The sequence below is a fragment of the Micromonospora sp. NPDC050417 genome (assembly GCF_044458865.1).
Taxonomy (GTDB): Bacteria; Actinomycetota; Actinomycetes; order Mycobacteriales; family Micromonosporaceae; genus Micromonospora_G.
Genome location: NZ_JBITIH010000023.1, coordinates 23,617 through 48,617 on the forward strand (window position 1 = coordinate 23,617; position 25,001 = coordinate 48,617).

General features: G+C 71.6%; 29 protein-coding genes and 1 riboswitch. Of the genes, 15 read left to right on the plus strand and 14 right to left on the minus strand.

What is annotated here, in order from left to right; genetic code table 11:
* Positions 1-37: 37 nt before the first annotated feature.
* Genes ACIBF5_RS26120 through ACIBF5_RS26145 form a run of 6 tightly spaced genes read left to right on the plus strand, consistent with a single transcriptional unit; the run spans position 38 to position 6,241 of the window.
* Entirely contained in the window at positions 38-766 is a 729-nt protein-coding gene (locus tag ACIBF5_RS26120) for a response regulator transcription factor (protein ID WP_396815514.1), read from the plus strand.
* A gap of 53 nt (positions 767-819) precedes the next feature.
* Positions 820-2,355 (plus strand): sensor histidine kinase, encoded by a 1,536-nt coding sequence (locus ACIBF5_RS26125; RefSeq protein ID WP_396815598.1) that lies wholly within the window; start codon positions 820-822, stop codon positions 2,353-2,355.
* Positions 2,356-2,396: 41 nt separating this feature from the next.
* Positions 2,397-3,638, plus strand: coding sequence for an efflux RND transporter periplasmic adaptor subunit (locus ACIBF5_RS26130; RefSeq protein WP_396815515.1), 1,242 nt, complete (start codon positions 2,397-2,399; stop codon positions 3,636-3,638).
* A complete protein-coding gene (locus ACIBF5_RS26135; protein ID WP_396815516.1) occupies positions 3,635-4,381 on the plus strand; it encodes an ABC transporter ATP-binding protein in 747 nt (248 codons plus the stop codon). The genes ACIBF5_RS26130 and ACIBF5_RS26135 overlap by 4 nt, the downstream gene beginning before the upstream one ends.
* Positions 4,378-5,664 carry an ABC transporter permease gene (locus ACIBF5_RS26140; RefSeq protein WP_396815517.1) on the plus strand — a complete coding sequence of 429 codons (1,287 nt, stop codon included), beginning with the start codon at positions 4,378-4,380 and terminating at the stop codon, positions 5,662-5,664. The genes ACIBF5_RS26135 and ACIBF5_RS26140 overlap by 4 nt, the downstream gene beginning before the upstream one ends.
* A 16-nt stretch (positions 5,665-5,680) precedes the next feature.
* The gene (locus tag ACIBF5_RS26145; RefSeq protein ID WP_396815518.1) at positions 5,681-6,241 is read left to right on the plus strand and encodes a hypothetical protein; all 561 of its coding nucleotides are present in this window, start codon (positions 5,681-5,683) and stop codon (positions 6,239-6,241) included.
* 27 nt (positions 6,242-6,268) lie between these two features.
* Here the strand turns inward: ACIBF5_RS26145 and ACIBF5_RS26150 are convergent, their stop codons facing one another.
* Genes ACIBF5_RS26150 through ACIBF5_RS26165 form a run of 4 tightly spaced genes read right to left on the minus strand, consistent with a single transcriptional unit; the run spans position 6,269 to position 9,691 of the window.
* Complete coding sequence (locus ACIBF5_RS26150; protein WP_396815519.1) at positions 6,269-6,814, minus strand: GNAT family N-acetyltransferase; 546 nt, start codon at positions 6,812-6,814, stop codon at positions 6,269-6,271.
* Between the two features lie 23 nt (positions 6,815-6,837).
* Positions 6,838-7,638 carry an energy-coupling factor transporter transmembrane component T family protein gene (locus tag ACIBF5_RS26155; RefSeq protein WP_396815520.1) on the minus strand — a complete coding sequence of 267 codons (801 nt, stop codon included), beginning with the start codon at positions 7,636-7,638 and terminating at the stop codon, positions 6,838-6,840.
* Positions 7,635-9,095, minus strand: coding sequence for an ABC transporter ATP-binding protein (locus tag ACIBF5_RS26160; protein WP_396815521.1), 1,461 nt, complete (start codon positions 9,093-9,095; stop codon positions 7,635-7,637). Before ACIBF5_RS26160 ends, ACIBF5_RS26155 begins: the two co-directional genes overlap by 4 nt.
* Positions 9,096-9,106: 11 nt before the next feature.
* Positions 9,107-9,691 carry an ECF transporter S component gene (locus ACIBF5_RS26165; protein ID WP_396815522.1) on the minus strand — a complete coding sequence of 195 codons (585 nt, stop codon included), beginning with the start codon at positions 9,689-9,691 and terminating at the stop codon, positions 9,107-9,109.
* Positions 9,692-9,769: 78 nt separating this feature from the next.
* Positions 9,770-9,876: riboswitch (TPP riboswitch) on the minus strand.
* Positions 9,877-10,065: 189 nt separating this feature from the next.
* Between ACIBF5_RS26165 and ACIBF5_RS26170 the strand changes: the two genes are divergently transcribed.
* From ACIBF5_RS26170 to ACIBF5_RS26185, 4 genes are all read left to right on the plus strand, one after another.
* Positions 10,066-11,106: a permease gene (locus ACIBF5_RS26170; RefSeq protein WP_396815599.1), complete on the plus strand. Its 1,041-nt coding sequence runs from the start codon at positions 10,066-10,068 to the stop codon at positions 11,104-11,106.
* 25 nt (positions 11,107-11,131) lie between these two features.
* Positions 11,132-11,899, plus strand: a complete 768-nt coding sequence (locus ACIBF5_RS26175; RefSeq protein ID WP_396815523.1) for a TIGR03943 family putative permease subunit — start codon at positions 11,132-11,134, stop codon at positions 11,897-11,899.
* Positions 11,900-11,954: 55 nt separating this feature from the next.
* On the plus strand, positions 11,955-12,704 hold the full coding sequence (locus ACIBF5_RS26180; protein ID WP_396815524.1) for a sugar isomerase domain-containing protein: 750 nt from the start codon (positions 11,955-11,957) through the stop codon (positions 12,702-12,704).
* Positions 12,705-12,878: 174 nt separating this feature from the next.
* Positions 12,879-13,379 (plus strand): VOC family protein, encoded by a 501-nt coding sequence (locus tag ACIBF5_RS26185; protein WP_396815525.1) that lies wholly within the window; start codon positions 12,879-12,881, stop codon positions 13,377-13,379.
* A gap of 344 nt (positions 13,380-13,723) precedes the next feature.
* On the opposite strand, the gene ACIBF5_RS26190 is transcribed toward ACIBF5_RS26185, so the two are convergent.
* Positions 13,724-14,848, minus strand: coding sequence for a serine/threonine protein phosphatase (locus ACIBF5_RS26190; protein WP_396815526.1), 1,125 nt, complete (start codon positions 14,846-14,848; stop codon positions 13,724-13,726).
* A gap of 102 nt (positions 14,849-14,950) precedes the next feature.
* Positions 14,951-15,772 carry a phosphatase PAP2 family protein gene (locus ACIBF5_RS26195; RefSeq protein ID WP_396815527.1) on the minus strand — a complete coding sequence of 274 codons (822 nt, stop codon included), beginning with the start codon at positions 15,770-15,772 and terminating at the stop codon, positions 14,951-14,953.
* A 120-nt stretch (positions 15,773-15,892) separates the two neighbouring features.
* Here ACIBF5_RS26195 and ACIBF5_RS26200 point away from each other — a divergent pair, with 120 nt between their 5' ends.
* The 3 genes from ACIBF5_RS26200 (at position 15,893) to ACIBF5_RS26210 (ending at position 19,065) form a co-directional block, all read left to right on the plus strand.
* Entirely contained in the window at positions 15,893-16,306 is a 414-nt protein-coding gene (locus tag ACIBF5_RS26200; RefSeq protein ID WP_396815528.1) for a VOC family protein, read from the plus strand.
* A 103-nt stretch (positions 16,307-16,409) separates the two neighbouring features.
* On the plus strand, positions 16,410-16,931 hold the full coding sequence (locus tag ACIBF5_RS26205; protein WP_396815529.1) for a DUF6328 family protein: 522 nt from the start codon (positions 16,410-16,412) through the stop codon (positions 16,929-16,931).
* Positions 16,932-17,046: 115 nt separating this feature from the next.
* Positions 17,047-19,065, plus strand: coding sequence for an acyl-CoA dehydrogenase family protein (locus ACIBF5_RS26210; protein WP_396815530.1), 2,019 nt, complete (start codon positions 17,047-17,049; stop codon positions 19,063-19,065).
* 4 nt (positions 19,066-19,069) lie between these two features.
* On the opposite strand, the gene ACIBF5_RS26215 is transcribed toward ACIBF5_RS26210, so the two are convergent.
* The 8 genes from ACIBF5_RS26215 to ACIBF5_RS26250 all read right to left on the minus strand — a co-directional run bounded on the left by ACIBF5_RS26215 (position 19,070) and on the right by ACIBF5_RS26250 (position 23,884).
* Positions 19,070-19,231, minus strand: coding sequence for a hypothetical protein (locus ACIBF5_RS26215; RefSeq protein WP_170208534.1), 162 nt, complete (start codon positions 19,229-19,231; stop codon positions 19,070-19,072).
* Between the two features lie 11 nt (positions 19,232-19,242).
* A complete protein-coding gene (locus ACIBF5_RS26220) occupies positions 19,243-19,848 on the minus strand; it encodes a hypothetical protein (protein WP_396815531.1) in 606 nt (201 codons plus the stop codon).
* 78 nt (positions 19,849-19,926) lie between these two features.
* Entirely contained in the window at positions 19,927-20,337 is a 411-nt protein-coding gene (locus tag ACIBF5_RS26225) for a Fur family transcriptional regulator (RefSeq protein WP_396815532.1), read from the minus strand.
* 16 nt (positions 20,338-20,353) lie between these two features.
* Positions 20,354-20,671, minus strand: a complete 318-nt coding sequence (locus tag ACIBF5_RS26230) for an ArsR/SmtB family transcription factor (RefSeq protein ID WP_396815533.1) — start codon at positions 20,669-20,671, stop codon at positions 20,354-20,356.
* Positions 20,672-20,687: 16 nt separating this feature from the next.
* Positions 20,688-21,599: a metal ABC transporter permease gene (locus ACIBF5_RS26235; RefSeq protein ID WP_396815534.1), complete on the minus strand. Its 912-nt coding sequence runs from the start codon at positions 21,597-21,599 to the stop codon at positions 20,688-20,690.
* A complete protein-coding gene (locus ACIBF5_RS26240; RefSeq protein ID WP_396815600.1) occupies positions 21,596-22,324 on the minus strand; it encodes a metal ABC transporter ATP-binding protein in 729 nt (242 codons plus the stop codon). Before ACIBF5_RS26240 ends, ACIBF5_RS26235 begins: the two co-directional genes overlap by 4 nt.
* A 203-nt stretch (positions 22,325-22,527) precedes the next feature.
* On the minus strand, positions 22,528-23,478 hold the full coding sequence (locus ACIBF5_RS26245; RefSeq protein ID WP_396815535.1) for a metal ABC transporter substrate-binding protein: 951 nt from the start codon (positions 23,476-23,478) through the stop codon (positions 22,528-22,530).
* Between the two features lie 148 nt (positions 23,479-23,626).
* Positions 23,627-23,884 (minus strand): hypothetical protein, encoded by a 258-nt coding sequence (locus ACIBF5_RS26250; protein ID WP_396815536.1) that lies wholly within the window; start codon positions 23,882-23,884, stop codon positions 23,627-23,629.
* Between the two features lie 27 nt (positions 23,885-23,911).
* On the opposite strand from ACIBF5_RS26250, the gene ACIBF5_RS26255 reads away from it, so the two are divergent.
* Together ACIBF5_RS26255 and ACIBF5_RS26260 are read left to right on the plus strand one after the other, a co-directional pair.
* A complete protein-coding gene (locus ACIBF5_RS26255) occupies positions 23,912-24,253 on the plus strand; it encodes an antibiotic biosynthesis monooxygenase family protein (protein WP_396815537.1) in 342 nt (113 codons plus the stop codon).
* 106 nt (positions 24,254-24,359) lie between these two features.
* Positions 24,360-24,836, plus strand: coding sequence for a hypothetical protein (locus ACIBF5_RS26260; protein WP_396815601.1), 477 nt, complete (start codon positions 24,360-24,362; stop codon positions 24,834-24,836).
* The last annotated feature ends 165 nt before the right edge of the window (positions 24,837-25,001 follow it).

Sequence of the window (25,001 nt, forward strand, 5' to 3'; positions counted from 1 at the left end):
AAGATGAGCCGACGTTCGAGGGGGAGGGGGTCCGGCGGTGCGCCAACCGGCAGGAGAGCAGGCCCGACGGTCGACCAGGGTGCTGGTGGTGGACGACGAGCCGAACATCTGTGCGTTGCTCTCGGCCACCCTACGGTTGATCGACTTCGAGGTGCGGATCGCGTACGGGGGACATGAGGCACTCGCCGCCGCGGCCGAGTTCGAGCCCGATCTCGTGGTACTCGACGTGATGATGCCGGACCTGGACGGCTTCCAGGTGGCGCGGCAGTTGCGGGCGACCGGCAACGGCCGGGGCGTACCCGTGCTCTTCCTCACCGCCCGGGACGCCGTGGAGGACCGCATCTCCGGGCTGACCGTCGGCGCGGACGACTACGTGAGCAAGCCGTTCAGCCTGGAGGAGGTGGTGCTGCGGATCCGGGCCATCCTGCGGCGTAGCCGGGTCGAACCGGAGCCGGGTGTGCTCAGCTACGCCGACCTGGAGCTGAACGAGGACGCGCACGAGGTACGCCGCGCCGGCCGGTTGGTGGACCTGTCGCCGACCGAGTTCAACCTGCTGCGCTACCTGATGGTGAACGCCGGTCGGGTGGTGAGCAAGGCGCAGATCCTGGACCGGGTCTGGAGTTACGACTTCGGTGGCGACGGCCGGATCGTCGAGTCGTACGTCTACTACCTGCGCAAGAAGATCGACCGCTCGGACCCGCCGCTGATCCAGACGGTACGGGGTGTCGGCTACGCGCTCCGGTTGCCCCGGGCGGCCGGCGAGTGACCGGCACGCCGGTCTGGACGGTGCCGCCGCCGGTCGGACGTTGGTGGCGTCGACTGTCGCGGGTACGCCGCTGGAGCCACTGGACGCTGCGGGCGCGGCTGGTGGTGGTGATCGCCGTACTGACCGGTATCGCCCTGATCGTGGCGAACGCGGCCGGACTGGTGCTGCTCCGCTCGTACCTCACCGATCGGGTGGACGAGCAGTTGAACCGCTCGATCCGCCCGTACATGGCGGGGCTCCTGCCGGAGCACGGGTCCGCTCCGGGGCGGGCGGGCCGCCCGCTGCCGACCGGGCCAGGGCAGGCGGTGGTGATCTACCACCCGGACCAGACCGTGCTGATCGCGGTCCTCTCCAACGAGGAACTCTCCCCGCCCCGGCTGGCCGGCTTCGCCGCGCTGGCGCAGCGGGCCGACGCCGGTGAGCCGTTCACCGTCGACGCGATCGACGACGGCAGCGGGTGGCGGGTGCTGGTCGCCCCCACCGTGAACGGCGGGCTGGCCGTGGTGGCGTTGTCGCTGCGCGACGTCGACGCCACCGCCGACGGGTTGCTGCTGATCGACGGGTCGGTGATGCTGCTCGTACTGCTGGTGCTCGGCCTGGTCGCGGCCCTGGTGGTGCGGATCGGTCTACGCCCGCTGACCCGGATGGAGCGGCTCTCGGCCGAGATCACGGCCGGGAATCTGGCCCGTCGGGTGGAGGACGCCGACCCGCACACCGAGCCCGGCCGGTTGGGGATCGCCCTGAACGTCATGCTCGACCGGATCGGTGCCGAGATGGCCGCCCGTACCGCCTCGGAGCAGCGGCTGCGGCAGTTCGTCGCGGACGCCTCGCACGAGCTGCGTACGCCGCTCACCTCGATCCGCGGCTTCGCCGAGCTGTACCGACGCGGTGGTGCCCCGCCCGGTCCGGCGCTGGACGAGACGATGAGCCGGATCGAGAGCGAGGCGGCCCGGATGGGGCTGCTCGTCGAGGACCTGCTGCACCTGGCCCGGCTGGACCTGCGCCGGCCGATGAGCCGGGCCCCGGTGGATCTGCTGGCGATCGCCGCCGACACGATCCGGGACGCGTACGCCCGCCGCCCCGACCGGCCGGTCCGGTTGGTGCCGCTCGGCCCGGCCGGGGCGGACCTGGAGCCGGTCACCGTCCTCGGCGACGAGCACCAACTGCGTCAGGTGGCGACGAACCTGGTCGCGAACGCGTTGCAGCACACCCCGCCGGAGGCCGAGATCACGGTCCGGGTCGGCCGGTCGACCCGACCTCTCCCACCCGGGCCCGGTACGAGCGGCCCGGCCACCGGTGAGGTGGCGGTGCTGGAGGTCGCCGACACCGGCGGGGGGATCGCGCCGGAGCACGCCGGCCGGATCTTCGAGCGGCTCTACCGGGTGGACCCGAGTCGTACCCGCAGCCAGGGAGTCGGCTCCGGGCTGGGGCTGGCGATCGTCGCGGCGATCGTGCAGGGGCACGGCGGCCAGGTGGCCCTCTTCACCGAGGTGGGGCAGGGGGCGACCTTCCGGGTTCTGCTGCCCTCCATCATGGAGGATTCCGACTCCGTCGCCGCCGGTCCCGGTTCCCAGGTTGCTCCGAGCTGACCCCGGGGCTGCACTGAGTTTGACCGTTCAGGCTGGCGCGCATGCCGGTGCGACGTCTGGTCTTCCCGCGCCGACCGTCGGTGCTCGTCAACGCCGTACTCGGGTTGGTGATCATCGGTGGCGGCCTCTGGGCCTACACCTCGTTCGTCAGGCCCGAGTCGAGTTCGGCCGCGGCCGGTGACACGACCCGCACCGTTCCGGTCGGGCAGGGCACGGTCACCGCGACCGTCTCCGCCGCCGGCACGCTGCGCAGTGCGGCTACCGCGAGTGCGACCTTCGGCACCGCCGGCACGGTCAGCGAGATCAAGGTCAAGGTCGGCGACCTGGTGACCAAGGACGCGGTGTTGGCGAAGGTGGACCCGACCTCGGCGAACCGGCAGCTCACCGCGGCGCGGGCGAACCTGGACGCGGCCGAGGCGGCCCGGGACCGGGCCGAGGCCGCCGGCGCCGACACGACCGATGCCCAGACCCAGGTCACCAACGCCCAGCTCGCTGTCGACGCGGCGCAGGACGGGGTGGACGGCACGGTGCTGAAGGCGCCGATGGCCGGAACCGTGGTGGCGGTCAACGGCAGTGTCGGCGGCGCCAGCGGTGGCTCTTCCACCGGTGCGTCGGGCGCCTCGTCCGGCGGTTCCGTGGCCGGTGGACAGCAGGCCGGTGGACAGCAGGGCGGCGGACAGCAGGGCGGCGGCTCGAACGCCGGCTCGTCGACCGGGTTCGTCCAGCTCGCCGACCTGAGCCGGCTGGAGGTCTCCGCCTCGGTCGCCGAGGCCGACGCCACCAGGCTCAAGGTCGGCCAGCCGGTCACGGTCGCCTGGAACGCCCTGCCTGGCGCCACCGCCACCGGCAAGCTCACCTCGATCGACCCGAGTGCCAGCAGCAGCAACAACGTGGTCACGTACGGGGTGGTGTTCAGTGTGGACAAGCTGCCCCCGGGGGCCCGCCCCGGCCAGACCGTGCAGGCGTCGGTGACGGTCGGCCAGGTGCAGGACGCGATCTACGTCAACCCGGCCGCGCTCACCACCGTCGGCAACCGGCACACGGTGACCGTGTCGGAGGGAGGCCAGTCGGTGGTCCGTCCGGTCGAGGTCGGCCTCACCGGCGACCAGGGGGTGCAGATCACCTCCGGGCTCCAGGCCGGTGAACTGGTCGTACTCCGTCTCTCCACGCCCGGCGGGGCCACCGGTGGCGGCCGGCCGGGCGGCGGCCTGACCGGCGGCGGTGGCTTCACCGGCGGCGGCGGGTTCCCCCGGAGGGGCGGCGCGGCCGGAGGTGGCCGGTGACCGCGTCAGACCGGCCGGTGCTCGACGTACGCCGGCTGACCAAGCGGTACGGCGAGGGCGAGGCGACCGTGCACGCGCTGCGCGGGGTGTCGCTCGCCGTCGCGTCCGGCGACTACCTGGCGATCATGGGTTCCTCCGGTTCCGGCAAGTCGACCCTGATGAACATCCTGGGCTGCCTGGACGTCCCCACGACCGGGCAGTACCTGCTCGACGGGGTGGACGTCAGCCGACTCGACGACCGGCAGTTGGCCCTGGTCCGCAACCGCCGGATCGGCTTCGTCTTCCAGGCGTTCAACCTGATCGCGCGGACCAGCGCGGTGGCGAACGTGGAACTGCCGTTGGCGTACGCCGGGGTGAAGGCGGCGCAGCGGCGGCGTCGGGCGCTGGCCGCGCTCGACCTGGTCGGGCTGGCGGACCGGGCCGGACACGAACCGAACCAGCTCTCCGGTGGCCAGCAGCAGCGGGTCGCCGTGGCGCGGGCTCTGGTGACCGAACCGGCGCTGATCCTGGCCGACGAGCCCACCGGCAACCTGGACAGCAGGTCGACCGAGGACGTACTGGCGATCTTCGATCGACTGAACGCCGCCGGCCGGACCATTGTCATGATCACCCATGAGTCGGAGGTGGGTGACCGGGCCAAGCGGCTGGTCCGCCTCTTCGACGGCGAGATCGCCAGTGACCAGCGTCAGGACGGCACCGACCGGGGCGAGTGGCCGACCGCGCGACTGGAGCGGGCCCGGTGAGCTTCTTCGAGGTCCTACGGTTCGCCGTACGCGGGATCACCGTCAACAAGCTCCGCTCGGCGTTGACCATGCTCGGCGTCCTGATCGGGGTCGGCGCGGTGATCCTGCTGGTCGCGGTCGGCAACGGGTCGGCGAAGCAGATCACCGACCGGATCGCCGCGCTGGGCAGCAACACGCTCACCGTGCAGAGCACCGCGCGCGGCGGCAGCGCCAACGCGATCACCGTACCGATCGCGTTGGCGCTGAAGGACCCGGTGCTGGCACCGGACGTCCGCTCGGTCTCGCCCGTGGTGAGCGCCTCGGCGACCATCACCTACGAAGGTGCCGATCACCAGGTGCCGCAGTTCGTCGGCACCTACCCGAGTTACCTGGGCGCGTCGAACACGCCGTTGGCGGCCGGTTCCGCGTTCAGCGACGAGGACGTGGCGCAGGGCCGACGGGTGGTGCTGATCGGTCAGACCCTGGCGACCGAACTCTTCCCCGGTACGGATCCGCTCGGCGCGCAGGTGACCGTCGGCGGGGCCCTCTACACCGTGCTGGGTGTGCTCGCGGAGAAGAGCTCCGGTACCGGCTTCCAGGACGCCAACGACGTGGCCGTGGCGCCGTTGACCTCGGTCCAGCAGACGCTGACCGGGTACGGGCCGGTCAACTCGGTGATCGTCGAGGCGACGGGAGCGGATCGGGTGGACGAGGCCGAGGCCCAGGTCGCCACGATCCTCGACCAGCGTCTCCGGGTCAGCCCAGCCGCTGGTAACGCGGCGAACCGGGGCGGGACCGGTCGGGGCGCGGTCGGCGGTGCGGCGGTCGGCGGTGCGGCGGTCGGCGGTGCGGCGGGACAGAGCGCGCCGTACCGGATCCAGAACGCCGCCCAACTGCTCCAGACGCAGACCGAGACGGCGGACACCTTCACCGTCCTGCTCGGCGCGGTGGCCGGCATCAGCCTGCTGGTCGGCGGGATCGGAATCACCAACATCATGCTGGTCACGGTGACCGAACGGACCCGCGAGATCGGCATCCGCAAGGCGCTCGGGGCACCACGCCGGGTGATCCTCACCCAGTTCCTCGCCGAGGCGACCATGCTCAGCGTGGTCGGCGGAGGACTGGGGGTGGCAGCGGCCCTGATCGGCAGCCACTTCACCATCGTCGGCGTCAAGCCGGTCGTGGTGCCCAGCTCGATCGCGCTGGCGCTCGGCGTCTCCGTCGCGATCGGACTCTTCTTCGGCAGCGTACCGGCGAGCCGCGCCGCCGGCCTCCGCCCGATCGACGCCCTCCGTTACGAATGACCTCGGGGATGCAGGCATGACAGGAGCAGCTCGGACCGTGGACGACCACGGTGACCTGGCCGGTGAACTGGCGGCGGTCGCGGGACGCCGGTGGTGGAACCGGGCGACGCTCTACCTCGGCGCGGTGGTGCTGCTGATCGGCGGCTTCGTTGGCGGGGTGCAGGTGCAGAAGTCGTACGGCGATCCGCCCGGCGGCGGTCCGGCCGCCGCGATCGGTCGGGGTGGCCAGCGCGGCGCGGGCGGTTTCGCCGGCTTCCCCGGCGGCGGCCCCGCCAACCGCCCCGACGGCACCGGCAGCGGTGCCGACAGGGGCAGCGGTAGTGGTGCGGCCCCCGGCGCCGAGGCCGGGGCGGCACCGGCCACCACCGGCACGGTGAAGCTGGTGGACGGCAGCACGGTCTACCTCCAGACCGCCGACGGCACCCTGATCACGGTCCGGACCAGCCCCGACACCACCGTGGCGGTGGCCAGCGCCGGATCGCTCGCCGACCTCAAACCGGGCGACACGGTCACCGTCGCCGGACCCAACTCCGCCGGTACGGTCACCGCCACCAAGGTCACCGCCGAGCGACGGTGACCGCTGCCCACCGGCGACCGGAGGCGGTCAGCCGGGACGCCGGACGTGCAGGTGACCGTCGTTCGGGAAGGGCGGCCGGGCGGGCAGGGTCCGCTCGTAGGCGTACCGGCTCTTCTCCGCGACCCGACACGACGCCGGGTTGTCGATCTGGTGCAGCAGCTCCAGGCGTTCTAGCCCGTCGGCGCCGAACGTGTCGAAAGCCCAGGAGGTCAGCACTTCGAGCGCGCGGGGCGCGACACCCTGACCCCGGGCGTACGCGGCCGTCCAGTAACCGACCTCGCCGATTCGCCGTGACGCGTCGCGCAACTTGAGTACGACGTTCGCCACCAGCCGCCCGTCCTGCCCCTCGGTCAGGACGGCGAAGCTGAGGTAGTCCCCGTTCCGCCAGCCCTCGTGCCGGATCTCCAGCCAACGCGCCGCGTCCTGCTCGTTCGTCACCGGGGACCGGGTCCACCGGCGTAGCGCCGGGTCGCGGTAGGTCTCGACCAGCGTTTCGAGATCGTCGTCGGACCAGGGGCGCAACCACAGGGCGACGGTGCCCGGGGCGGCTTCCGCCCACAGGACGACGTTCATCGGGATCCTTCCGGTGGCTGGGCTCAACCGAGCAGAGGTTGGAACGTACCCAGCAGGACACTCACCCCCAACGCCACCCCGGCGAGTACGGCGGCGCCCGCGACGAGCGCGGCATCGGCAGACGTGAACCGTTGACGGCGGGCGACCGTACGCGGCGTACCACCGTCGAAACCCCGAGCGTCCATCGCGGTGGCGAGGCGGGTGCCACGGCGGATCGCCCCGACGAGCAGGGCGAACGCGGTGGCGGCGAAGAGTCGCAGCCGGGCCACCGGGTTGCGCCCGGCGTCCACGCCCCGGGCCCGCCGGGCCATGCCGAGCAGTTGCCACTCGGCGGCGAGCAGCGGCAGCATCCGGAACGCGGCGAGTGCGCCGAGCGCGAACCGGGGGGACGCCTTGACGTTCTGGATCAGCGCGTCGGCGAGGTCGGTCGGATCGGTGGTGGCGAAGACCAGCAGACCCGGAAGGGCCACCGCGAGCAGGCGCAGGGCCAACCCCAGTGCGGTGTGGAGCACCCCGGTGGTGACGGTGAGCGGGCCGGCGTCGAGCAGCACCGTACCGCCCCGGTCGGCGGCGAAGAGGACCATGGTGACCAGCACCCCGAGGGCGCTGACCAGCAACGGCCAGATCCGCCGGGCCAGGGTGGTGTAGCCGATCCCGAACAGCGGCAGCGCGGCGAGTTCGATCACGATCGCGACCGCCGGTGCGACCGGGTCGATCGTGGCGACCAGGGCGAACGAGAAGATCAGCGCGGCGACGAGCTTGGCGACCGGGTTGCGGCGGGCCAGCGGCGCGGTCGGCGTACCGACGGGACCCGTGACGATCACCTCCGGCGCTCCTCGGGTCCGGCGGCGACCGGGCTGCTCTCCCGGGTGGCGGTGAGCGTCACCGTCCGGTCGGCGAGCGCGTCGACGAAGTCGCTGTCGTGGGTGACGGTGACGACGCCGTGTCCCTCGTCGCGCAGGTCGGCGAGGAGGTCGACCAGCTCGACCCAGGTACGCCGGTCCTGGCCGAAGGTCGGTTCGTCGAGTACGAGCAGTCGGGGTGCGGTGGCCAGGGCGGTCGCCACGCTCAGCCGCCGGGCCTCACCACCGGAGAGGGTGTACGGGTTCGCGCCGGCGAGCAGGTCCAACCGGAGCCGGGTCAGCAGCTCCTCCACCGTGGCTCGTACGGCGGTCTCCGGCTGGCCGGTCCGGCGCGGGCCGAGCGCCAGTTCGTCGTAGACCGTGCGACTGAGGAACTGGTGTTCCGGGTCCTGGAAGACCGAGCCGATCCGGCGGGTGAGCGCGCTGGCCCGCCAGCGGTGCGCGGGGGTGCCGGCGTCCGGGCCGGCCAGGGCGGCGCTCGCGGTCAGTCGACCGGTGCCGGGCTTGAGCAGCCCGCCGAGGTGCAGTGCCATCGTGGTCTTGCCGGCCCCGTTCGGCCCGAGTACGGCGACCGCCTCACCCGCCCGTACGGTCAGATCGGTCGGGGCCAGCCGGGGTGGCAGGCCGAGCCGGTCGGCGGTGAGCAGCACGTCGCCAGCGGCGGTGGTCGACCCTCGGGCGGGCACCGACCGGCCCGGCACCCAGACCCCGGCCTCGGCGAGCGTGTCGCCGTGGGCGGCGAAGACGTCGGCGGGACTGCCGTCGGCCCGGACACCGCCGCCCGGTTCCAGCACCACCACCCGGTCGACCAGCGGCAACGCCTCGGCGACCCGGTGTTCGACCAGGATCAGGGTGGTGTCCCGGCCGACCGCCGCGCCGATGGCGTCCCGGATCAGGACCGCCCCGGCCGGGTCGAGGTTGGCGGTGGGTTCGTCGAGCAGGAGCAGACCGGGGCGGAGCGCGAGTACGCCGGCCAGCGCCAGGCGTTGCTGCTCGCCCCCGGAGAGGGCGGCGGTGGAGCGGTCCCGACCGTAGGGGAAACCGACCCGGTGCAGGGCCTGCTCCACCCGGGGCCAGATCTCGCCGGCCGGCACCCCCCGGTTCTCCAGCCCGAACGCGACGTCGTCGCCGGCCCGTGCCATGACGAGCTGGCTCTCCGGGTCCTGGAAGAGGATGCCGACGCGGTCCCGGGCGGTACGCGGATCGACCCCGTCGACCTCGATGCGTCCCTGTTGCTCACCGGAGTCTTCGGCGAGCAGCCCGGCGAGCGCGGCGAGCAGGGTGCTCTTGCCCGCCCCGGAGGGCCCGAGCAGCAGCACCCGCTCCCCGGCCTCGATCCGCAGGTCCAGTCCGCGTACCGCCCAGCGTTTCCGCCCGGCGTGCCGCCAGCCGAACCCGCGTAACTCGACTCTGCTCACGTGTGGAGTGCTCAGACGGTGGCGCGTTCGCGGCCGGCGGGGAAGCGGTCCAGCACCCCGGTCTGGGCCAGCGCCCGGGTGAGGGCGACGCTGCCGAGCCCGGCTACGACCAGGGAACTGACGGTGGTGATGGCCAGGTAGGGAAGGCGGAAGCTGTCCCAGGCGGTGTCCGGGTACCAGACGAAGACGTCGTAGAGGGCGGCGGCGAGCCCGGCCAGGGCACCGGCGAGCAGCGCCACGGGGAGGCGGTAGGTGCGGTAGGCGAACGCGGCGAAGGCCAGTTCCGCTGCCAGCGCCTCGACCGGTCCCTGGATCACCAGGGTCCAGCCCCAACTGGTGCCGAGCGCGACCGAGACCAGCGCGGCCAGGGTGAGGGTGTAGAGGGCCGCGCCGGGCTTGCGGATGACCAGCGCGCCGAGTACGGCCGGGACCAGCCACACGCCGTACAGGAATGCCCGCCCGGGTAGCGGGATCGCGTCGGCCGGACCGTTCCAGAGCAGGCCCCAGGCCCAGAAGATGACACCGAACGCCACGCTGAGCGTGGACGCGATGACGATGTCGAGTGTCCGCCAGCGGTTGGGGGTCGAGCCCTGCATGGTGGTGCCTCCCAGTCCTCGAAATGAACCAGGAGAAGTCGCACGCCTCGGCCCGGCGGCTCGCCGGACTCCGGCGCGGCCGGAGCATGACCGAACTCCCTGCGCTGGCATTACCCAGATCAGGTTCGAGGGTCTGCGGATGTCATCCCGCACTCTCAGCGCTGTGCGCTCCCCTGTCGGATGTGAAGTTGTTTCGGCGACGCTAGCACCGACCACTGGCGAGGCACAGGGTCCGATCGATCGAGTGTGGTGGTGGACACCGGGGATCGGGTTAAGGTGAGCTGCCCCCGCAACCAGGCCGAGCGAGGAGAGCCGAGACCGCCGTGACCGCCCCCGACCGAGCGACCGAGCGTCGCGCCAGGCCGGGCGACGGGATCGACTGGACGATCCCGCCCGCCGCCGACACCACTGACAGTCACCCCACAGATCCGGCCGGCGACGGCCCCGGCCGGCGTCGTCTCTTCGGCGACCGGATCGGCTCGGTCGAGGTGCTCGCCGCGCTCCTCGTCCTGCTCGTCGTCTTCCGGGGACCGGTCGCCAACGCGATCTCCAGCCCCCGGTTGCAGACCTGGACCACGGTCTTCGTCTCCGTGATGGTGCAGGCGGTCCCGTTCCTCGTTTTCGGGGTCGTCCTCAGCGCGGTGATCGCGGTCTTCGTACCCCGTTCCTTCTGGGCGAAGGCGTTGCCGAAACATCCGGCGCTGGCCGTACCGGTGGCGAGCTGCGCCGGCGTCATCCTGCCGGGCTGCGAGTGCGGGGCGGTGCCGATCGCCGGATCACTGATCCGCCGGGGTGTCACCCCCGCCGCCGCGCTGGCGTTCCTGCTCGCCGCCCCGGCGATCAACCCGATCGTGCTCACCGCCACCGCGGTCGCGTTTCCGGCCAACCCGGAGATGGTGGTCGGCCGGGGCGTCGCCAGCCTGATCGTGGCGATGGTGATGGGTTGGCTCTGGCTGCGGCTCGGCCGGGCCGACTGGATCCGGCTGCCACACCGCCCCGACCTCGACGGACTGTCGAAGAGCCGGGCGTTCTGGTCGGCCGTACGGCACGACGTGGTGCACGCCGGTGGCTTCCTGGTCCTCGGCGCCATGGCCGCAGCCTGCATCAACGTGCTGGTGCCGGAGCGCTGGTTGCAGACCCTCGCCGACAACCCGATCCTGTCGGTCCTGGCGTTGGCGGTGCTCGCCGTACTCCTGTCGATCTGTTCGGAGGCGGACGCGTTCGTGGCCGCGTCGCTCTCCCAGTTCTCGCTCACCGCCCGGTTGGCGTTCCTGGTCGTCGGGCCGATGGTCGACCTCAAACTGATTTCGATGCAGGCCGGAGTGTTCGGGCGCCGGTTCGCGTTCCGGTTCGCCCCGGCGACGTTCGCGCTCGCCATCCTGGTGGCGGTCGGAGTGGGAGCGGTGGTCTTCTGATGAACCGACAGGCGGTGGTGCGGTCATGAACCGACAGGCTCAGGCGGTCGTGTTGCTGCTGCTCGGCGGGGCGGTGCTCAGGGCCAGCTTCACCGAGATGTACCTGCGGTACGTCAAGGAGGGGCTGCGGCCGTTCCTGATCGCGTCCGCGCTCCTGCTGATCGTCGCCGCGGTGATGACCCTGCTGCACGACCTGCGCCCGGCCGCACGCGCCAACCGGGGCGAGCCGGACGGGCATGACCAAGGGCACGACCACGGCGACGACCACGGGCACGACCACGGCGGCAAGGGCCACCATGAGCCCCGGGTCGGCTGGCTGCTCATCCTGCCGGTGCTCGGCCTGCTGCTGGTCGCACCGCCGGCACTCGGCTCGTACGCGGCGGACCAGGCCGGCACCGCGCTCGGCAGCCAGCCGTTCTCGGACTACCCGCCGCTGCCCGACGGCGACCCGGTGAAACTTCCGGTCCTCGACTACGCCTCCCGGGCCATCTTCGACAAGGGCGTCTCCCTCGGCGACCGGCGGGTCCAGCTCACCGGCTTCGTCGCCACCGGAGCCAACGGCGAACCGATCCTGGCGCGAATGATCCTCTCCTGCTGCGCCGCCGACGGCCGGCCGATCAAGCTGGGTCTGGCCGGTGCGGCGCCGACCGGGCTCGCCCCGGACACCTGGGTCGAGGTCGTCGGCCGCTACTCCGACAAGCTCGGCAGGGACCCGGTGAACGACGCGGAGATCCCGTACCTCGACGTGGAGTCGTGGCGTCAGGTCGAGGCGCCGAAGCAGCCGTACGAGTGAGCCGCACCGAAGTGGGGCGCGACCGGCCGCTCGAACGTGGACGAGGAGGGCGGGCATGACCCTGAGCGCGGAGAACTACCTGGCCGTGGTGACCGAGACGATGGCGCGGGTGGCGGCGGAACAGAGCGAAGGCGTACGCCGGGCGGCTGACCTGATCGCCGCCGCGCTCACCGACGACGGGGTGATCCACGCCTTCGGCACCGGGCACTCGGAGGCGCTCGCGATGGAGATCGCCGGGCGGGCCGGTGGACTGGTGCCGACGAACCGGATCTCTCTGCGGGACGTGGTGCTGCACGGTGGCGCCCCGGCGAGCGTGCTCGGTCCGATGCTGGAACGTGACCCGGCGGTGGCGCACCGCCTCTACGAACTCGTCCCGGTCAGCCCGTCGGACGTCTTCGTGCTCGCCTCCAACTCCGGGGTGAACGGGGCGATGGTCGAGTTCGCGACCCTGGTCAAGGAGCACGGTCACCCCCTGATCGCGATCACCTCCCGGGAGCACTCGGGTCAGGTTCCGTCCCGTCACCCGTCCGGGCGCAAGCTCGCCGACCTGGCCGACGTGGTGCTCGACAACGGCGCCCCGTACGGCGACGCCACCCTGCCGTTGCCCGGCGGGGGAGCCGTCGGCGCGGTCTCCTCGATCACGGCGGCGCTGCTCGCCCAGCAGATCGTGGTCGAGGTGGTCCGCCGGCTGGTCGACGCCGGTCAGACACCGCCGGTGTACCTGTCGGCGAACATCCCGGCCGGCGACGACCACAACCACGCCCTCGAAGCCCGCTACGCCGGCCGCATCCGCCGCGGCAGTTGAAGGAAGGGCCCCCTGTTATCGGATTCGGATGTATAAGGGGCCCCTCCTCACCGCAGAGGAGGGGTTAGCTTCGCCGCCAGTGGGCACTGCGATGGGGTCGGCCCCGCCACGAGACGAGGTGGCGCGACCGCGACCCGGTGGATGGAAGCCGGGGCCTGTCGAAGGGAAATCACGATGTCAACCACAGCGGATGCGACGTTCGGCCTTGATACCGCCGCGCACGTCGGAATCGCCGTTTCCGACCTCGATCGCTCGGTCGCCTTCTACCGGGCGTTGACCGGGACGGACCCGGCGGTCAACGACGAGAACATGCACGGGGCGGGGTTCGCGCACTCGCAGGGACTGTCCCGCTCGAAACTGCGGTACGCCACCTTCCACCTGCGCAATCTTGGCATCGACCTGATCCAGTTCGAGGACCCGGTAGGTGAGCGGAGTCAGCCCGCCGCCAACCGGCCCGGGTCCATGCACCTCTGCTTCCAGGTCGACGACCTCCGATCGGTCTACGAGCGGATGCGTGACGCCGGGTACGGGTTCCTCGGCGAGCCGTACACCTTCGCCGCCGACGAGGTGACGCCGCCGGACGCGGTCGGCACCGAGGTCGCGTACTTCAACGACCCGGACGGAACCAACCTGGAACTGATCGCTCCGAAGGGCGGCTTCGCCGGCCCGCAGTGAGCGGACCGGGATGCCACCGCCCACGAGATCCACCCTGAGGACCGCTTTCCCACGGACGGATCCGCTGGCTCCCTGCCTGAACCCCGGCCGGCTGGGAGCCGGCGACCGAGTGCGAGGCGTCCAACTCGACCGTGACCGATGCGCTGCGGCGAGCCATGGCGCGCTGCGCCTCGGGGTGGATCGACTCGTGGACGAACACGGGCGCCCCGTCCGGGCCGTCGACGGTGTCGCGGGCGGCGACCACGTACCACGTGGGCAGGTCGGTCCAACTGGCCTTTGCCGGCGGGCTCGCCGAACGCCCGGGCCAGGATCGGCCGCTGGCTCACCGATCTCACCGTGCCACCCTATGTCGCCCGGATGGGAAGCCCGCTCGACTCGAACCCGGTCTCGGCGCGTACCCGTTCGACCTCCTCGTACGGGTACGGCGCGGTGCGGCTCTCCCCGTGCAGGGTCCAGTAGAAGTCGTTCAGTACGGCGGCGATCGGGGCGTGCCGTCTGACGATCGCCGTTGCCGCTGGTGGCAGTTGTGTGGGCTGCTCGCCCTTGGCGTACCGGCGGATCAGCTCGTTGCGTTCCGCCGCGCCGAACGGTGCCGGGGTGGCGGCGCCGACGATCCGGAACACCAGCCAGTTGACCAGCGCGGTGATCGTGTAGCAGAGGTCGTGGCTGGAGTTCGCCCGGAGGAAGTCGTGCTCGGTGGGGGAGAGGTCGAACCGGGGCGAGGTGGCCAGGCCGAGGTCGGCGAAGTAGAGCCGCCGCCCGTCGGTGAGGACGTTGCGGAAGTGCGCGTCGAAGTGCAGCAGCCCGTTGGTGTTCATGAAGGCGACATCGCCGGTCAGGCTCTGTTCGACCAGTTGGCACGCCGAGTCGATCGCGTCGGCACCGTCGCCGACCTGCCGGGTCAGCCACTCGTCCAGGGTCAGGGGGATGTGTTCCAGGAACAGGACGACGGTGGCGCAGGAGCGGGCGACCGCCCTGAGCCGTTCTCGTACGGCCGGTGAGTCGTCCCAGTACGCGACGGCGCCCTCCACGTCGGTGTGCTCCTCCGGCGTCGGTACCGCGCCGGGCAGGACCCGCCAGTGGTACATCAGCGGGAAGCTGCCGTTGCGCCCGCTGAGCACCCAGTTGGTGGTCATGACGTTCGCGGCCAGTTCCCGCCACGCTCCGAAGCCGGGGCCGCCGATGCCGTACTGGCAGGCGGTCGGGAGGTGGAACAGGTTCGCGGTCGACCGTACGTTCTCCGGCCGCAGTTCCAGGTCGGTGAGGGGGATCCGTTTGACGAAGACCCGTACCCCTTCGACCTCCATCGACAGCGCCGCGCCGCCGATTCCGGCGCCGACCGGCTCCGCGTTCTCGACCAGGCGGCCGAGTCGCCGGTCGCTGAGCAGGGCGAGGGTGGTGGAGACGGTGGCGTGGCTGGCGAGCCGCGCGGCGTGGGACGCATCGGCGCGGTCCGGGGGCGACTGCACGATCGGGGTACCTCATGACGGTCGAAGGGAGCCGTCAGCATATGAACCCGGGGCGATCGCCGTCGTCCGACCCGTGCCGGCATCTGGCGGTGTCGTTCCCCGCTACGCGGTCGGGTGCTCTGGCTCTCGTTGGCTCTCCTCTTCGACGACGCCGTCGCTCACCGGGGAGGTGGGGCGGCGGCCGACCCGGTCACGCCAGGTGGCGAAGGCGGCTGTTGTCGCGGCGACCACGGCGGCGCCGAGGATCCAGCCGCCGATGACGTCGCTCATCCAGTGCACGCCGAGCGCGATCCGGCTCAGCCCGGTCACCACCGTGACGATGATGGCGCCGGCCCACAGCGCCCACCGGGCCGCGCGCCGCCGCCGGCCGTCGGTGGGCTGGTCGAGGAAGGGCAGGAGAGCAAGCAGGAGTACGCCGGCAGCCAGTGCGGCGGTGAGCGCGTGTCCGGACGGGAACGAGTAGCCGGGGGCGTGGGAGACGGCGTCCAGCATGTTCGGCCGGTCCCGTCCGAAGATCAGCTTGAGCGTGGCGCCGAGCACCCCGCCGGTCACCATCGTCGTGACGGCCCAGAGTGCCACCCGTCGCGCGCCACGCCACCACAGCCACGCGGCCGTGGCCAGGACCGCCGCCCGCAGCGGCCCGGGGCCGAAGAGGTCGGTCCAGGTCTGCATCGCCGCCACCCATCCGGGACGTGTCACCGCGACCGAGTGCAGTGCGTCGGCCAGGTTCTCGTCGACCTCGCGTAGCGGCCACCAGGCGGAGATGACCAGCAGGGCCAGTACGGAGAAGGGGACGAGTACGAGCAGCGCCGCGACGGACGCCATGGTCAGCCGCAGGCCGAGCGAACGGTCGGGGTCGAGTCGCCTCGCCCACCATCCGACTGTCTCCGACTGTTCGTCGAGTGTGGGTTGTGGCGTACGCATGCGTCTCCGTTACCCATCCACTCCGGTGACGATGTCCGTCGTCGCGCGCCGTACCGGCCCGGGCCGCCGTTCGGGGTTAGCCTGCGAACGTCATCCAGGTCGCGACGTGAGGAGAGTGCAGTGGTTTCTCGCCTGAATCCGTACATCAGCTTCAATGGCAACGCGCGGCAGGCCATGGAGTTCTACCAGGCGGTCTTCGGTGGTGAGTTGCGCCTGACCACCTTCGGTGAGTTCGGTGCGGCGGGCGGCGGCGACGCCGAGGGGATCATGCACGGGATGTTGGAGACCCCGAGCGGGTTCACTCTCATGGGGTCTGACACTCCGCCGGGAATGGCGTACAACCCGGGGGACAACATCACGGTCAGCCTGAGCGGGGAGAACAGCGGCGAGTTGCGCGGCTACTGGGAGAAGCTGGTCGAGGGCGGCGCGGTCTCGGTCGAACTGGAGAAGCAGATGTGGGGTGACGAGTTCGGTGCGTGTGTGGACCGGTTCGGCACCCCGTGGATGGTGAACATCTCCCAGCCGGGGGCCTGACCCTCGGTGTCATAGACCTCCTCACCCGAGGCGAGTTCACGTTTGACGCAAGCGCGAGCCGGGCAAAGCTGCCGGACCAAACGTGAACGAGAGGCGGCCCGGGGTGTCCAAGGAGACCGAGAAGCAGCGCTGGCAGCGCAACTTCGCCGACCTGCTGCAGGAGTTGCGGGTCGCGCAGACCGGGGTGCAGATCCTCTTCGCGTTCCTGCTCACTCTCCCGTTCAGCAACGGCTTCCCGGACACCAGCCAGTTCCAGAGGGACGTGTACGTGGTGGCGCTGCTCGCCGCCGCCGCCGCGACCGCGTTGATCATTTCGCCGGTCGCCTTTCACCGGGCACTGTTCCGCCAGGGACGCAAACCGGAACTGGTGTTCTTCGCGCACAGCATGGCCACCGGTGGGCTCGGCTTCATGTTGATCGCGATGGTCAGTTCCGTGCTGCTGATCACCGACTTCGTCCTGCCCCGTCCGATCGCGTTCGTGCTCAGCGGTCTCACCGCGGTCTGGTTCCTGACCTTCTGGGCCGGGCTGCCGTACCTGCGCCGCAAGTGGGGTGAAGACGACGAGGACGAGGACGACGTGGACGCGGCCGAGGACGACCTGCCGCCGGTGATTCCGGGAAGCTGACCGGTTGCCGGAAATTTCGGGGAGTGCACAAAGCTACCGCTGGGTAACAGGGCGCAGTAGCGTTGTCCGTGCAGGTCAGCGCAGGCTTTTGCCGTACCTCGTCTAGGGGGTTGCCGTGACCACCACGCAGAATGACCGGCCGGCGGCGGACGGCGCCGACGGACCCGGGCCGACCAGCACCGCCGACGGGATCGGGCCACTGCCGAAGGAAGCCGGCCAGGTCTCCGAACGGGAAGCCCGCCAGGTTGCCGAGGCGGCCCGGGAAACCACCTGGGGCAAACCGAGCTTCGGCAGGGAACTCTTCCTCGGCCGGCTCCGACTCGACCTGATCGACCCCTGGCCGCGCCCCGACCCGGACCGCGCCGCCCGGGCCGAGCAGTGGCTGCGCCAACTCGACTCCTACGTCCGCACCGACGTCGACGGCGCACAGATCGAACGCGACGCCGAAATCCCCGATGAGGTCTTCCACGGTCTCGCCCGGCTCGGCGCCTTCGGCATGAAGATCGACGAGAAGTACGGCGGCCTCGGCCTGAGCAACCTGCACTACTGCCGGGCACTGATGCTCGCCGGCTCGGCCAGCCCGGCGATCGGCGCGCTGCTCTCCGCGCACCAGTCGATCGGAGTGCCGCAGCCGTTGAAGATGTTCGGCACCGACGAACAGAAGCAACGCTTTCTGCCCCGGCTCGCCGCCGGCGAGGTCTCCGCCTTCCTCCTCACCGAGCCCGACGTCGGCTCCGACCCGGCCCGCCTGGCCACCACCGCCGAACCGACCGAGGACGGCAGCGGCTACCGGCTCAACGGCATCAAACTCTGGGCCACCAACGGCACCGTCGCCACCCTGCTCGTGGTGATGGCCCGGGTGCCGGCCGGCGACGGGCGGCGCGGCGGAATCACCGCGTTCGTGGTCGAGGGCGACTCACCCGGCATCACCGTCGAGCGACGCAACGCCTTCCTCGGCCTACGCGGCCTGGAGAACAGCGTCACCCGCTTCCACGACGTGATCGTGCCGAAGGAGAACGTCATCGGTGGCGAGGGCAAGGGCCTGAAGATCGCCCTGACCACACTGAACACCGGCCGGCTCTCGCTGCCGGCGATGTGCGTAGGCGCCGCCAAATGGTCGCTGAACGTGGCCCGTGAATGGTCGGCGGAACGGGTCCAGTGGGGCCGTCCGGTCGGCGAGCACGAGGCGGTGGCGAAGAAACTCTCCTTCATCGCCGCCACCACGTACGGCATGGAAACCATGCTCGACCTCTGCTGCATGCTCGCCGACGACGACACCTCCGACATTCGGATCGAAGCCGCGCTGGTCAAGCTCTACGCCAGCGAGATGGCGTGGCAGGTCGCCGACGATCTGATCCAGATCCGGGGCGGTCGCGGCTACGAGACCGCCGACTCACTCGCTGCCCGGGGCGAACGACCGGCCGCCGTCGAGCAACTCCTGCGTGACCTGCGGATCAACCGGATCTTCGAGGGCTCGACCGAGATCATGCACCTGCTGATCGCCCGTGAGGCGGTCGACGCCCACCTCTCCGTCGCCGGCGACATCATCGACCCCGACGCACGCCTGCGCCGCAAGGCCCGCGCCGCCGCCAACGCCAGCGTCTTCTACGCGAGGTGGCTGCCCACGCTCGCGGTCGGTCGCGGCCAGCAACCCGGGGCGTACGCCGAATTCGGCCCCCTGGCGCGACACCTGCGCTACGTCGAGCGCTCCTCGCGCAAACTGGCCCGCTCCACCTTCTACGCGATGTCCCGCTGGCAGGGAAAGCTCGAACGCAAGCAGGCATTCCTCGGCCGGATCGTGGACATCGGCGCGGAACTGTTCGCGATGGCCGCGGTCGCCGTACGGGCCCGGGCCGAGCGCGACGACCGCCCCGAAGGGGTCGAGTTGGCCGACCTGTTCTGCCGGCAGGCCCGGACCCGGGTCGAGACCCTCTTCCACCACCTGTGGGAGAACACCGACTCGGTTGACGTGGCGGCGGCCACACGGATCCTCGCCGGCCGGTACGCGTTCGTCGAGGACGGTGTCGTCACCCCGGCGGGGGAGCAGGCGTGGGTGGCCGCCTGGGAGCCGGGCCCCGCCACCGTGCCGGACGTACGCCGCCGCATCCCGTCGCAGGCTCCACCGGTGCGGTGACCGGTTACCAGACCACCAGGATGACCAGGATGAGCACGGCCAGGTTGAGCGGGATCAGTGCCAGGTATGCCGCGCGCGGAATGCCCCGGCCACGCTGGGCCGCCCAGAGCAGGGCGGCAGCGTAGCCGAGCAGGACGACGCTCAGCAGACCGAGCACGATACGCACAGTGGTCAACTCTATCGATTCACGCGGAGTCCGAGGCGCCGTAACTCCAGAGCGGCCAGGGCATCGACGGTGGCCTCGTCACCGAGTCGCCACGCCTGCGCCACATCCGGACCGATCCGGTTGAGCTGCCGCAGGGGCTGGTTCGACAGCGCCCGGAGCGCGAGCAGGTCCCGCCCGGCCGGCGCGGTACGCAGCACCTTCGCCGCGCTGGCCCGGCGGATCCACCGCAGCCGCAGCGGCAACCAGCCGAGCAGCACCACGGCCAGTGGGAGGACCAGTGCGAGCAGGGCCAGCGCCCACGCCAGGTCACCCACCTGCTCCTGCTGGTTCTGCCCCGCCTCGGCGAGTGACCGGGCCGCCTCGGCCGCCCGGTCGAACGGCCCGGTCAGCTCGTCACCGACCAGGGGCGTACGCCCGATCTTGTCGCTTGCCTCGGCGAAGTTCCGGGCCAGGTCGGTGCCGGCGCCCTCCAGCTTCTGCCCCGGTACGGCGAGCTTCTGGATGAGGTCGTAGAGCCACATCGCGAACCGGATCGACAGGTACACCCAGGCGACGACGAGGAGGTCGGTGAGGAGTTGCCGGACGGCGGTCGGAAAACGGTCAGCGTAAATCTTCACGTCGAAGAGCGTGCCACGGGTGGACCGGACGCGAAAACCGTTCAACCGTCCGTGCTGGGTACGGGTGCCTCCGGTGGATCAGGCGGCGCAGTCCGGGCAGGTGCCGAAGATTTCGAGCGTGTGGCTGACGTCGGCGTACCCGTGTGTGGCAGCGACCCGGTCGGCCCAGTGCTCCACCGCCGGACCCTCGATCTCGACCGTACGGCCACAGCCCCGGCAGACCAGGTGGTGGTGGTGCCCGTCGCTGCACCGCCGGTAGAGGTGCTCCCCGCCGGCCGGGCGCATCACGTCGATCTCGCCCGCGTCGGCGAGTGCCTGCAGAGTCCGGTAGACGGTGGTCAGCCCGACCCGTTCGCCCCGCTCACGCAGCATCCCGTGCAGGTCCTGGGCGCTGTGGAAGCCCGCCACCTCGGCCAGCAGGGCGGCGACCGCGCTGCGCTGCCGGGTGTTGCGGACTGCGGTGCCGCTTGCCGTGTCCGCGTCCGTCATGTCCCCTCCTCGGCGGTCAGCTCGCGTTGAGCCGCGCCGGGGCCGCTTCGCCCGCGTGGCTGACGGCGTCCGCGACGATGTGCGCGATGTGCTCGTCGACCAGCGCGTACGCGATCTCCCGGCCACGACGCGAGCCGCGTACCACCCCGGCGCCGCGGAGCACCCGCAGGTGCTGGGAGACGAGCGGCTGCGCCGCACCGAGCTTCTCCACCAGTTCGTGTACGCAGCGCTCACCGTCGGCGAGTTCGGTGACGATCGCGACCCGGATCGGAGCGGAGAGTGCTCGTAACAGTTCCCCGGCGCTCTCGTACACCTCGTATCCTCCGCTGGTCACCACGTAACGGTAACCACTATCGTCCCGGTCCGACCAACGGGGCCGTCTGCTCCAGCACCGATTCGGGCGCCCCGGCGGGCTCGACCGGTCCGTCGGCGCCGGCCGGCCCTGTCCGTCGGCGCAGGGACCGCCAGCCGGCACCACCGAGGGCGACGAGCAGGAAACCGGCGATCGAAACCACCACGATCGTCGCACCGGGAGCGGTATTGGCCGTTCCTGCCAGCCAGATCCCGACTGCGGCGGCGACCAGCCCGAGCGTCATCGCCGCCGCCATCGTGCTCCGGAAGCCCCGGCTGAACTGCTGCGCGGTAGCGACCGGGATCACCATCAGGGCGCTGATCAACAGCAGTCCGACGGTCCGCATGGCGATGGTCACGGTCACCGCCGTGGTCGCGGCGAGCAACAGGTTGAGCGCACGCACCGGCAGTCCGGAGACCCGGGCGTACTCCTCGTCGTGGCTGATCGCGAAGAGCGCCGGGCGCAGGCCGAGCATGGCGGCCAGCACCACGACGGCGACCACCACGATCACCACCAGGTCCTCCGGCGACGTCGTGGTCAGGGCGCCGAAAAGGTACGACATCAGGGTCGCGTTGCTGCTGTTGGCGGAGAGGCCGACCAGCATCACCCCACCGGCGATACCGCCGTAGAAGAGCAGGGCCAACGCCAGGTCACCGGAGGTGCGTCCGCGTTCCCGGACCAGTTCGATGGCGACGGCGCCGACCGCCGAGACGATCACGGCGGTGAGCACCGGGGAGGTGTTCAGCAGCAGGCCGATCCCGACCCCGGTGAGGGCGACGTGCCCGACCCCGTCGCCGATCAGCGACATCCGGCGCTGCACCAGGTAGATGCCGAGCGCCGGAGCGGCGAGCCCGATGACCAGGGCACCGACGAGTGCGCGGAGCATGAATTCGTACTGGAAGATCATCATTTGATGCACAACCCCGGTAGTTCCTCCGGACCGTGCGGGTGGACGTGGTCGTGGTCGGTGTCGGCGTGGTGTCCCGCCGGCTCCGGCACCGCGCCGTCGTGCACGATCTCGCCCTGCGCCACCACCACGGCCCGGCTGATCAGCGGCGCCAGCGGGCCGAGTTCGTGGGCGACGAGCAGGACCGTCCCGCCGTCGGCGACGAAGTTGCGCAGCGCCCCGGCGAACGCCTCCTGGCTGCCGGCGTCGACGCCGGCCGTCGGCTCGTCCAGGATCAGCAGTTCCGGCTGACCGGCCAGGGCGCGGGCGATCAGGGTCCGCTGCTGCTGGCCGCCGGAGAGGGTGGAGACCGGGTCGGCGGCCCGGTCGCTGAGCCCGACCGCGCGCAGGGCGTTCGCCACCGCCGTACGGTCCGCGGCGCCCGACGGGCGCAGGAAGCCCCGCCGGGCCAGCCGGCCGGCGGCGACCACCTCGGCCACCGTCGCCGGTACGCCGCTGCCGGCGCCGAGCCGCTGCGGCACGTAGCCGAGCCGGGCCCACTGCCGGAACCTGCGCAGCGGGGTGCCGAACAGCTCGACCGACCCGCCGCCGAGCGGAACCAGCCCGAGGACGGCCCGGATCAGGGTCGACTTGCCCGAACCGTTCGCCCCGAGTACGGCGACCACCTCGCCGGTCTGGACCCGCAGCGAGACGGAGCGCAGCACCCGGCGGTCGCCGTAGCTCACCATCGCCCGGTCGACTCCGACCACCGTCCGGCGCGACTCGACCCGCACCGTGCCCGGGGTCGCGTCCACCGCCGTCCGGGGCAACTCCTCGACGGCCGTCCGCGCCGTGCCGTTCACCGTGTCCCGGGGCGTGCTGGTCCCCGTGGCCCGGGGCTGCTCGCCGACCGTCGCTCGGCGTTCTTCTGCGTCCACCCGTAGATGTTCGCTCATGAGCAGCTCAAAGCGCTCTTCAGAGCGCCGAGGTTGGTACGCATCACGGAAGCGTAGTCACCGCCACCGTCGGAAAGCCCCTCGATCGGGTCGAGTACGGCGGTCGACGCGCCGATCTCCCGGGCGATCGTCTCGGCGACCTTCGGGCTGACCAGGGTCTCGAAGAAGATCGTGGTGGCGCCGTGCTCCTTCGCCTCGTCGGCGACCTCGGCCAGCCGCTTCGGCGAGGGCTCGTCCTCTGGGGTGATCCCGGAGATGCCGACCTGCTCCAGTTCGTAGCGCGCGGCCAGGTAGCCGAAGGCGGTGTGCGCGGTGACGAGCTCGCGGCGCTGGCAGTTGCGCAGGCCCTGGGCGTACTCCTGGTCCAGGGCGGTCAGCTCGGTCCGCAGGGTCTGGGCGCGGGCGGTGTAGTCGGCGGCCCGGCCCGGGTCGGTCCTGCCGAGGCGTTCGGCGAGCTTGTCGCCGATGGTGGCGAGCCGGGTCGGGTCGAGCCAGACGTGTGGGTCCTTGGCGCCGGCCTTCTCCTCGGCCGCCGCCCCCTCGCCCTCGCCCTCGTGCTCGTGTCCACCGGCCGTGGCGTCGCGCAGCGGCTCCACCGCGGCCACGTCGAAGCTCCGGTCGCCGCCGACCTGCTTGATCGCGTCGTCCACCGCCGGCTGGAAGCCGTCGAGGTAGACGATCACGTCGGCGTCGCTGATCTGGCCGACCTGGCCCGGGTTCAGTTCGAGGTCGTGCGGTTCGGCGCCCGGCTTGGCGAGGTTCGTCACCCGTACGGCGTCGCCGCCGACCCGCTCGGCGACGTACTGGAGCGGATAGAAGGCCGCGACCACGTCGATCCGCCCGTCGGCGCTCCCGCCGGAGCCGGAGCCGCAGGCGGCGGCGGTGCCGAGGGCCAGCAGCGCGCTCGCGGCGAGGGCCAGGGTACGGGGGACGGAGCGGATCACCATGACACCTACTGTCCGCGCGAATGAGAATGATTGTCAAAAACGCATGCGTGCATGTGACCAAGCGCGCGGCGGGCGTCGGTCGGCCGGGCGGCGGGCCCTCGGATCACCGGCGGAGGGCCCGTGGACTATCGGGTGGAGGGGCCTCGGATCAGAGGATCTTCACCAGGGCCACCGTGGTCAGCAGGGCCAACATCAACAGGCGGAAGAGCCGCGTCGCCGGCGGCTGCACCGGCCAGGTGACCCGCAGCAGCGCCAGCAACCCGGCGGCGAGCGCCAGCAGCACCGCCCCGCCGATGATCCCCGGTGCGAAAAGGCCGACGAGCATCACGATGACCGTGGCGAGGAACACGACGGTCGGATTCACCCGGGCCAGGCGGGCCAGCAAGACGCTCTGCGTACGCTGCATGGCACAAACTCTACGAGGAGGCACCCGGTGCTGGTGACGAACCGGTTCGTGGTCGACGAGGACGGCGCGGCGTCCTTCACGGAACGGGCACACGCCGCGCTGGCCGCGCTGGCCGCCCGCCCCGGTTACCAGCGCGGGCAGCTCCTCCGCGCGCTCGACGACCCCCGGCACTGGGCGCTGGTGACCGAATGGGAGTCCGTCGGCACCTACCGCCGCGCCCTGGGCGCCTTCGACGTCAAGGTGTACGCGACCCCGCTGCTCGCCGAATCGCTGGACGAGCCGTCCGCCTACGAGGCGCTCGCCACGGCCGACCCGGGCGGCACGGTCGAGGTCACGGCGAGTGACCGGGCCACTGATCCCCGACGATGAGATCGCGGGCACTACCCTTGCGACCATGACCACTCCGGGGCCGGCCGGCCCGCCGATGCCGTACCCGGTGCCGCCCGGAACGTACGGCCCACCATCGCAGGGCGGTGTGTCCGCGCCGCCGCCCGGACCGGGGGTCACGCCCCCGTTCGCCGCGCCGCCGACCGAGGGCCGGACCATGCGGCTCTGGCTCGGGCTGGGTGTGGCCGCGCTCGCGGTGGTGCTCTGCTGCGGCGGCGGGGCGGCGGCCGTGGTCGGGCTGGGCGTGGCGGGTGGCCAGGCGGTCAACGAACAGGCCCGGGCGGTGACCGGCGACTATTTCGACGCGCTCCGCAAGCAGGAGTACGACAACGCCTACGAGGTCCTCTGCGACGCGGCCCAGCGCCGGGAGTCGCCACGCGAGTTCGAGGCACGGGTCTCCGACGAGCCGCAGATCCGGTCGTACGAGATAGGTGAGGTCACCGGCACCACCGACCTGGCCGTCCCGGTCGACGTCGTCTACGGCACCGGTGGTTCCGACCGCCTGCGGGTGCTGCTCGCACAGGACCGCCGGACCGGTCAGCTTGAGGTCTGCGGCGTCAACTAGCCGGACCTGGGATCCGGTGGGCCCAGAGCCTCCGGCCCCCGGGCGGCCGGAGCCGGGCCAGCCCGGCGGAGGTGCTGGTCGGGCCGGTGGGCCAACGGAGTAACCGGTGGGCCGGCGGAGTAATCTGCTGGGCTTGGACCACCGGTGACCGTACCGTTGTCCCGT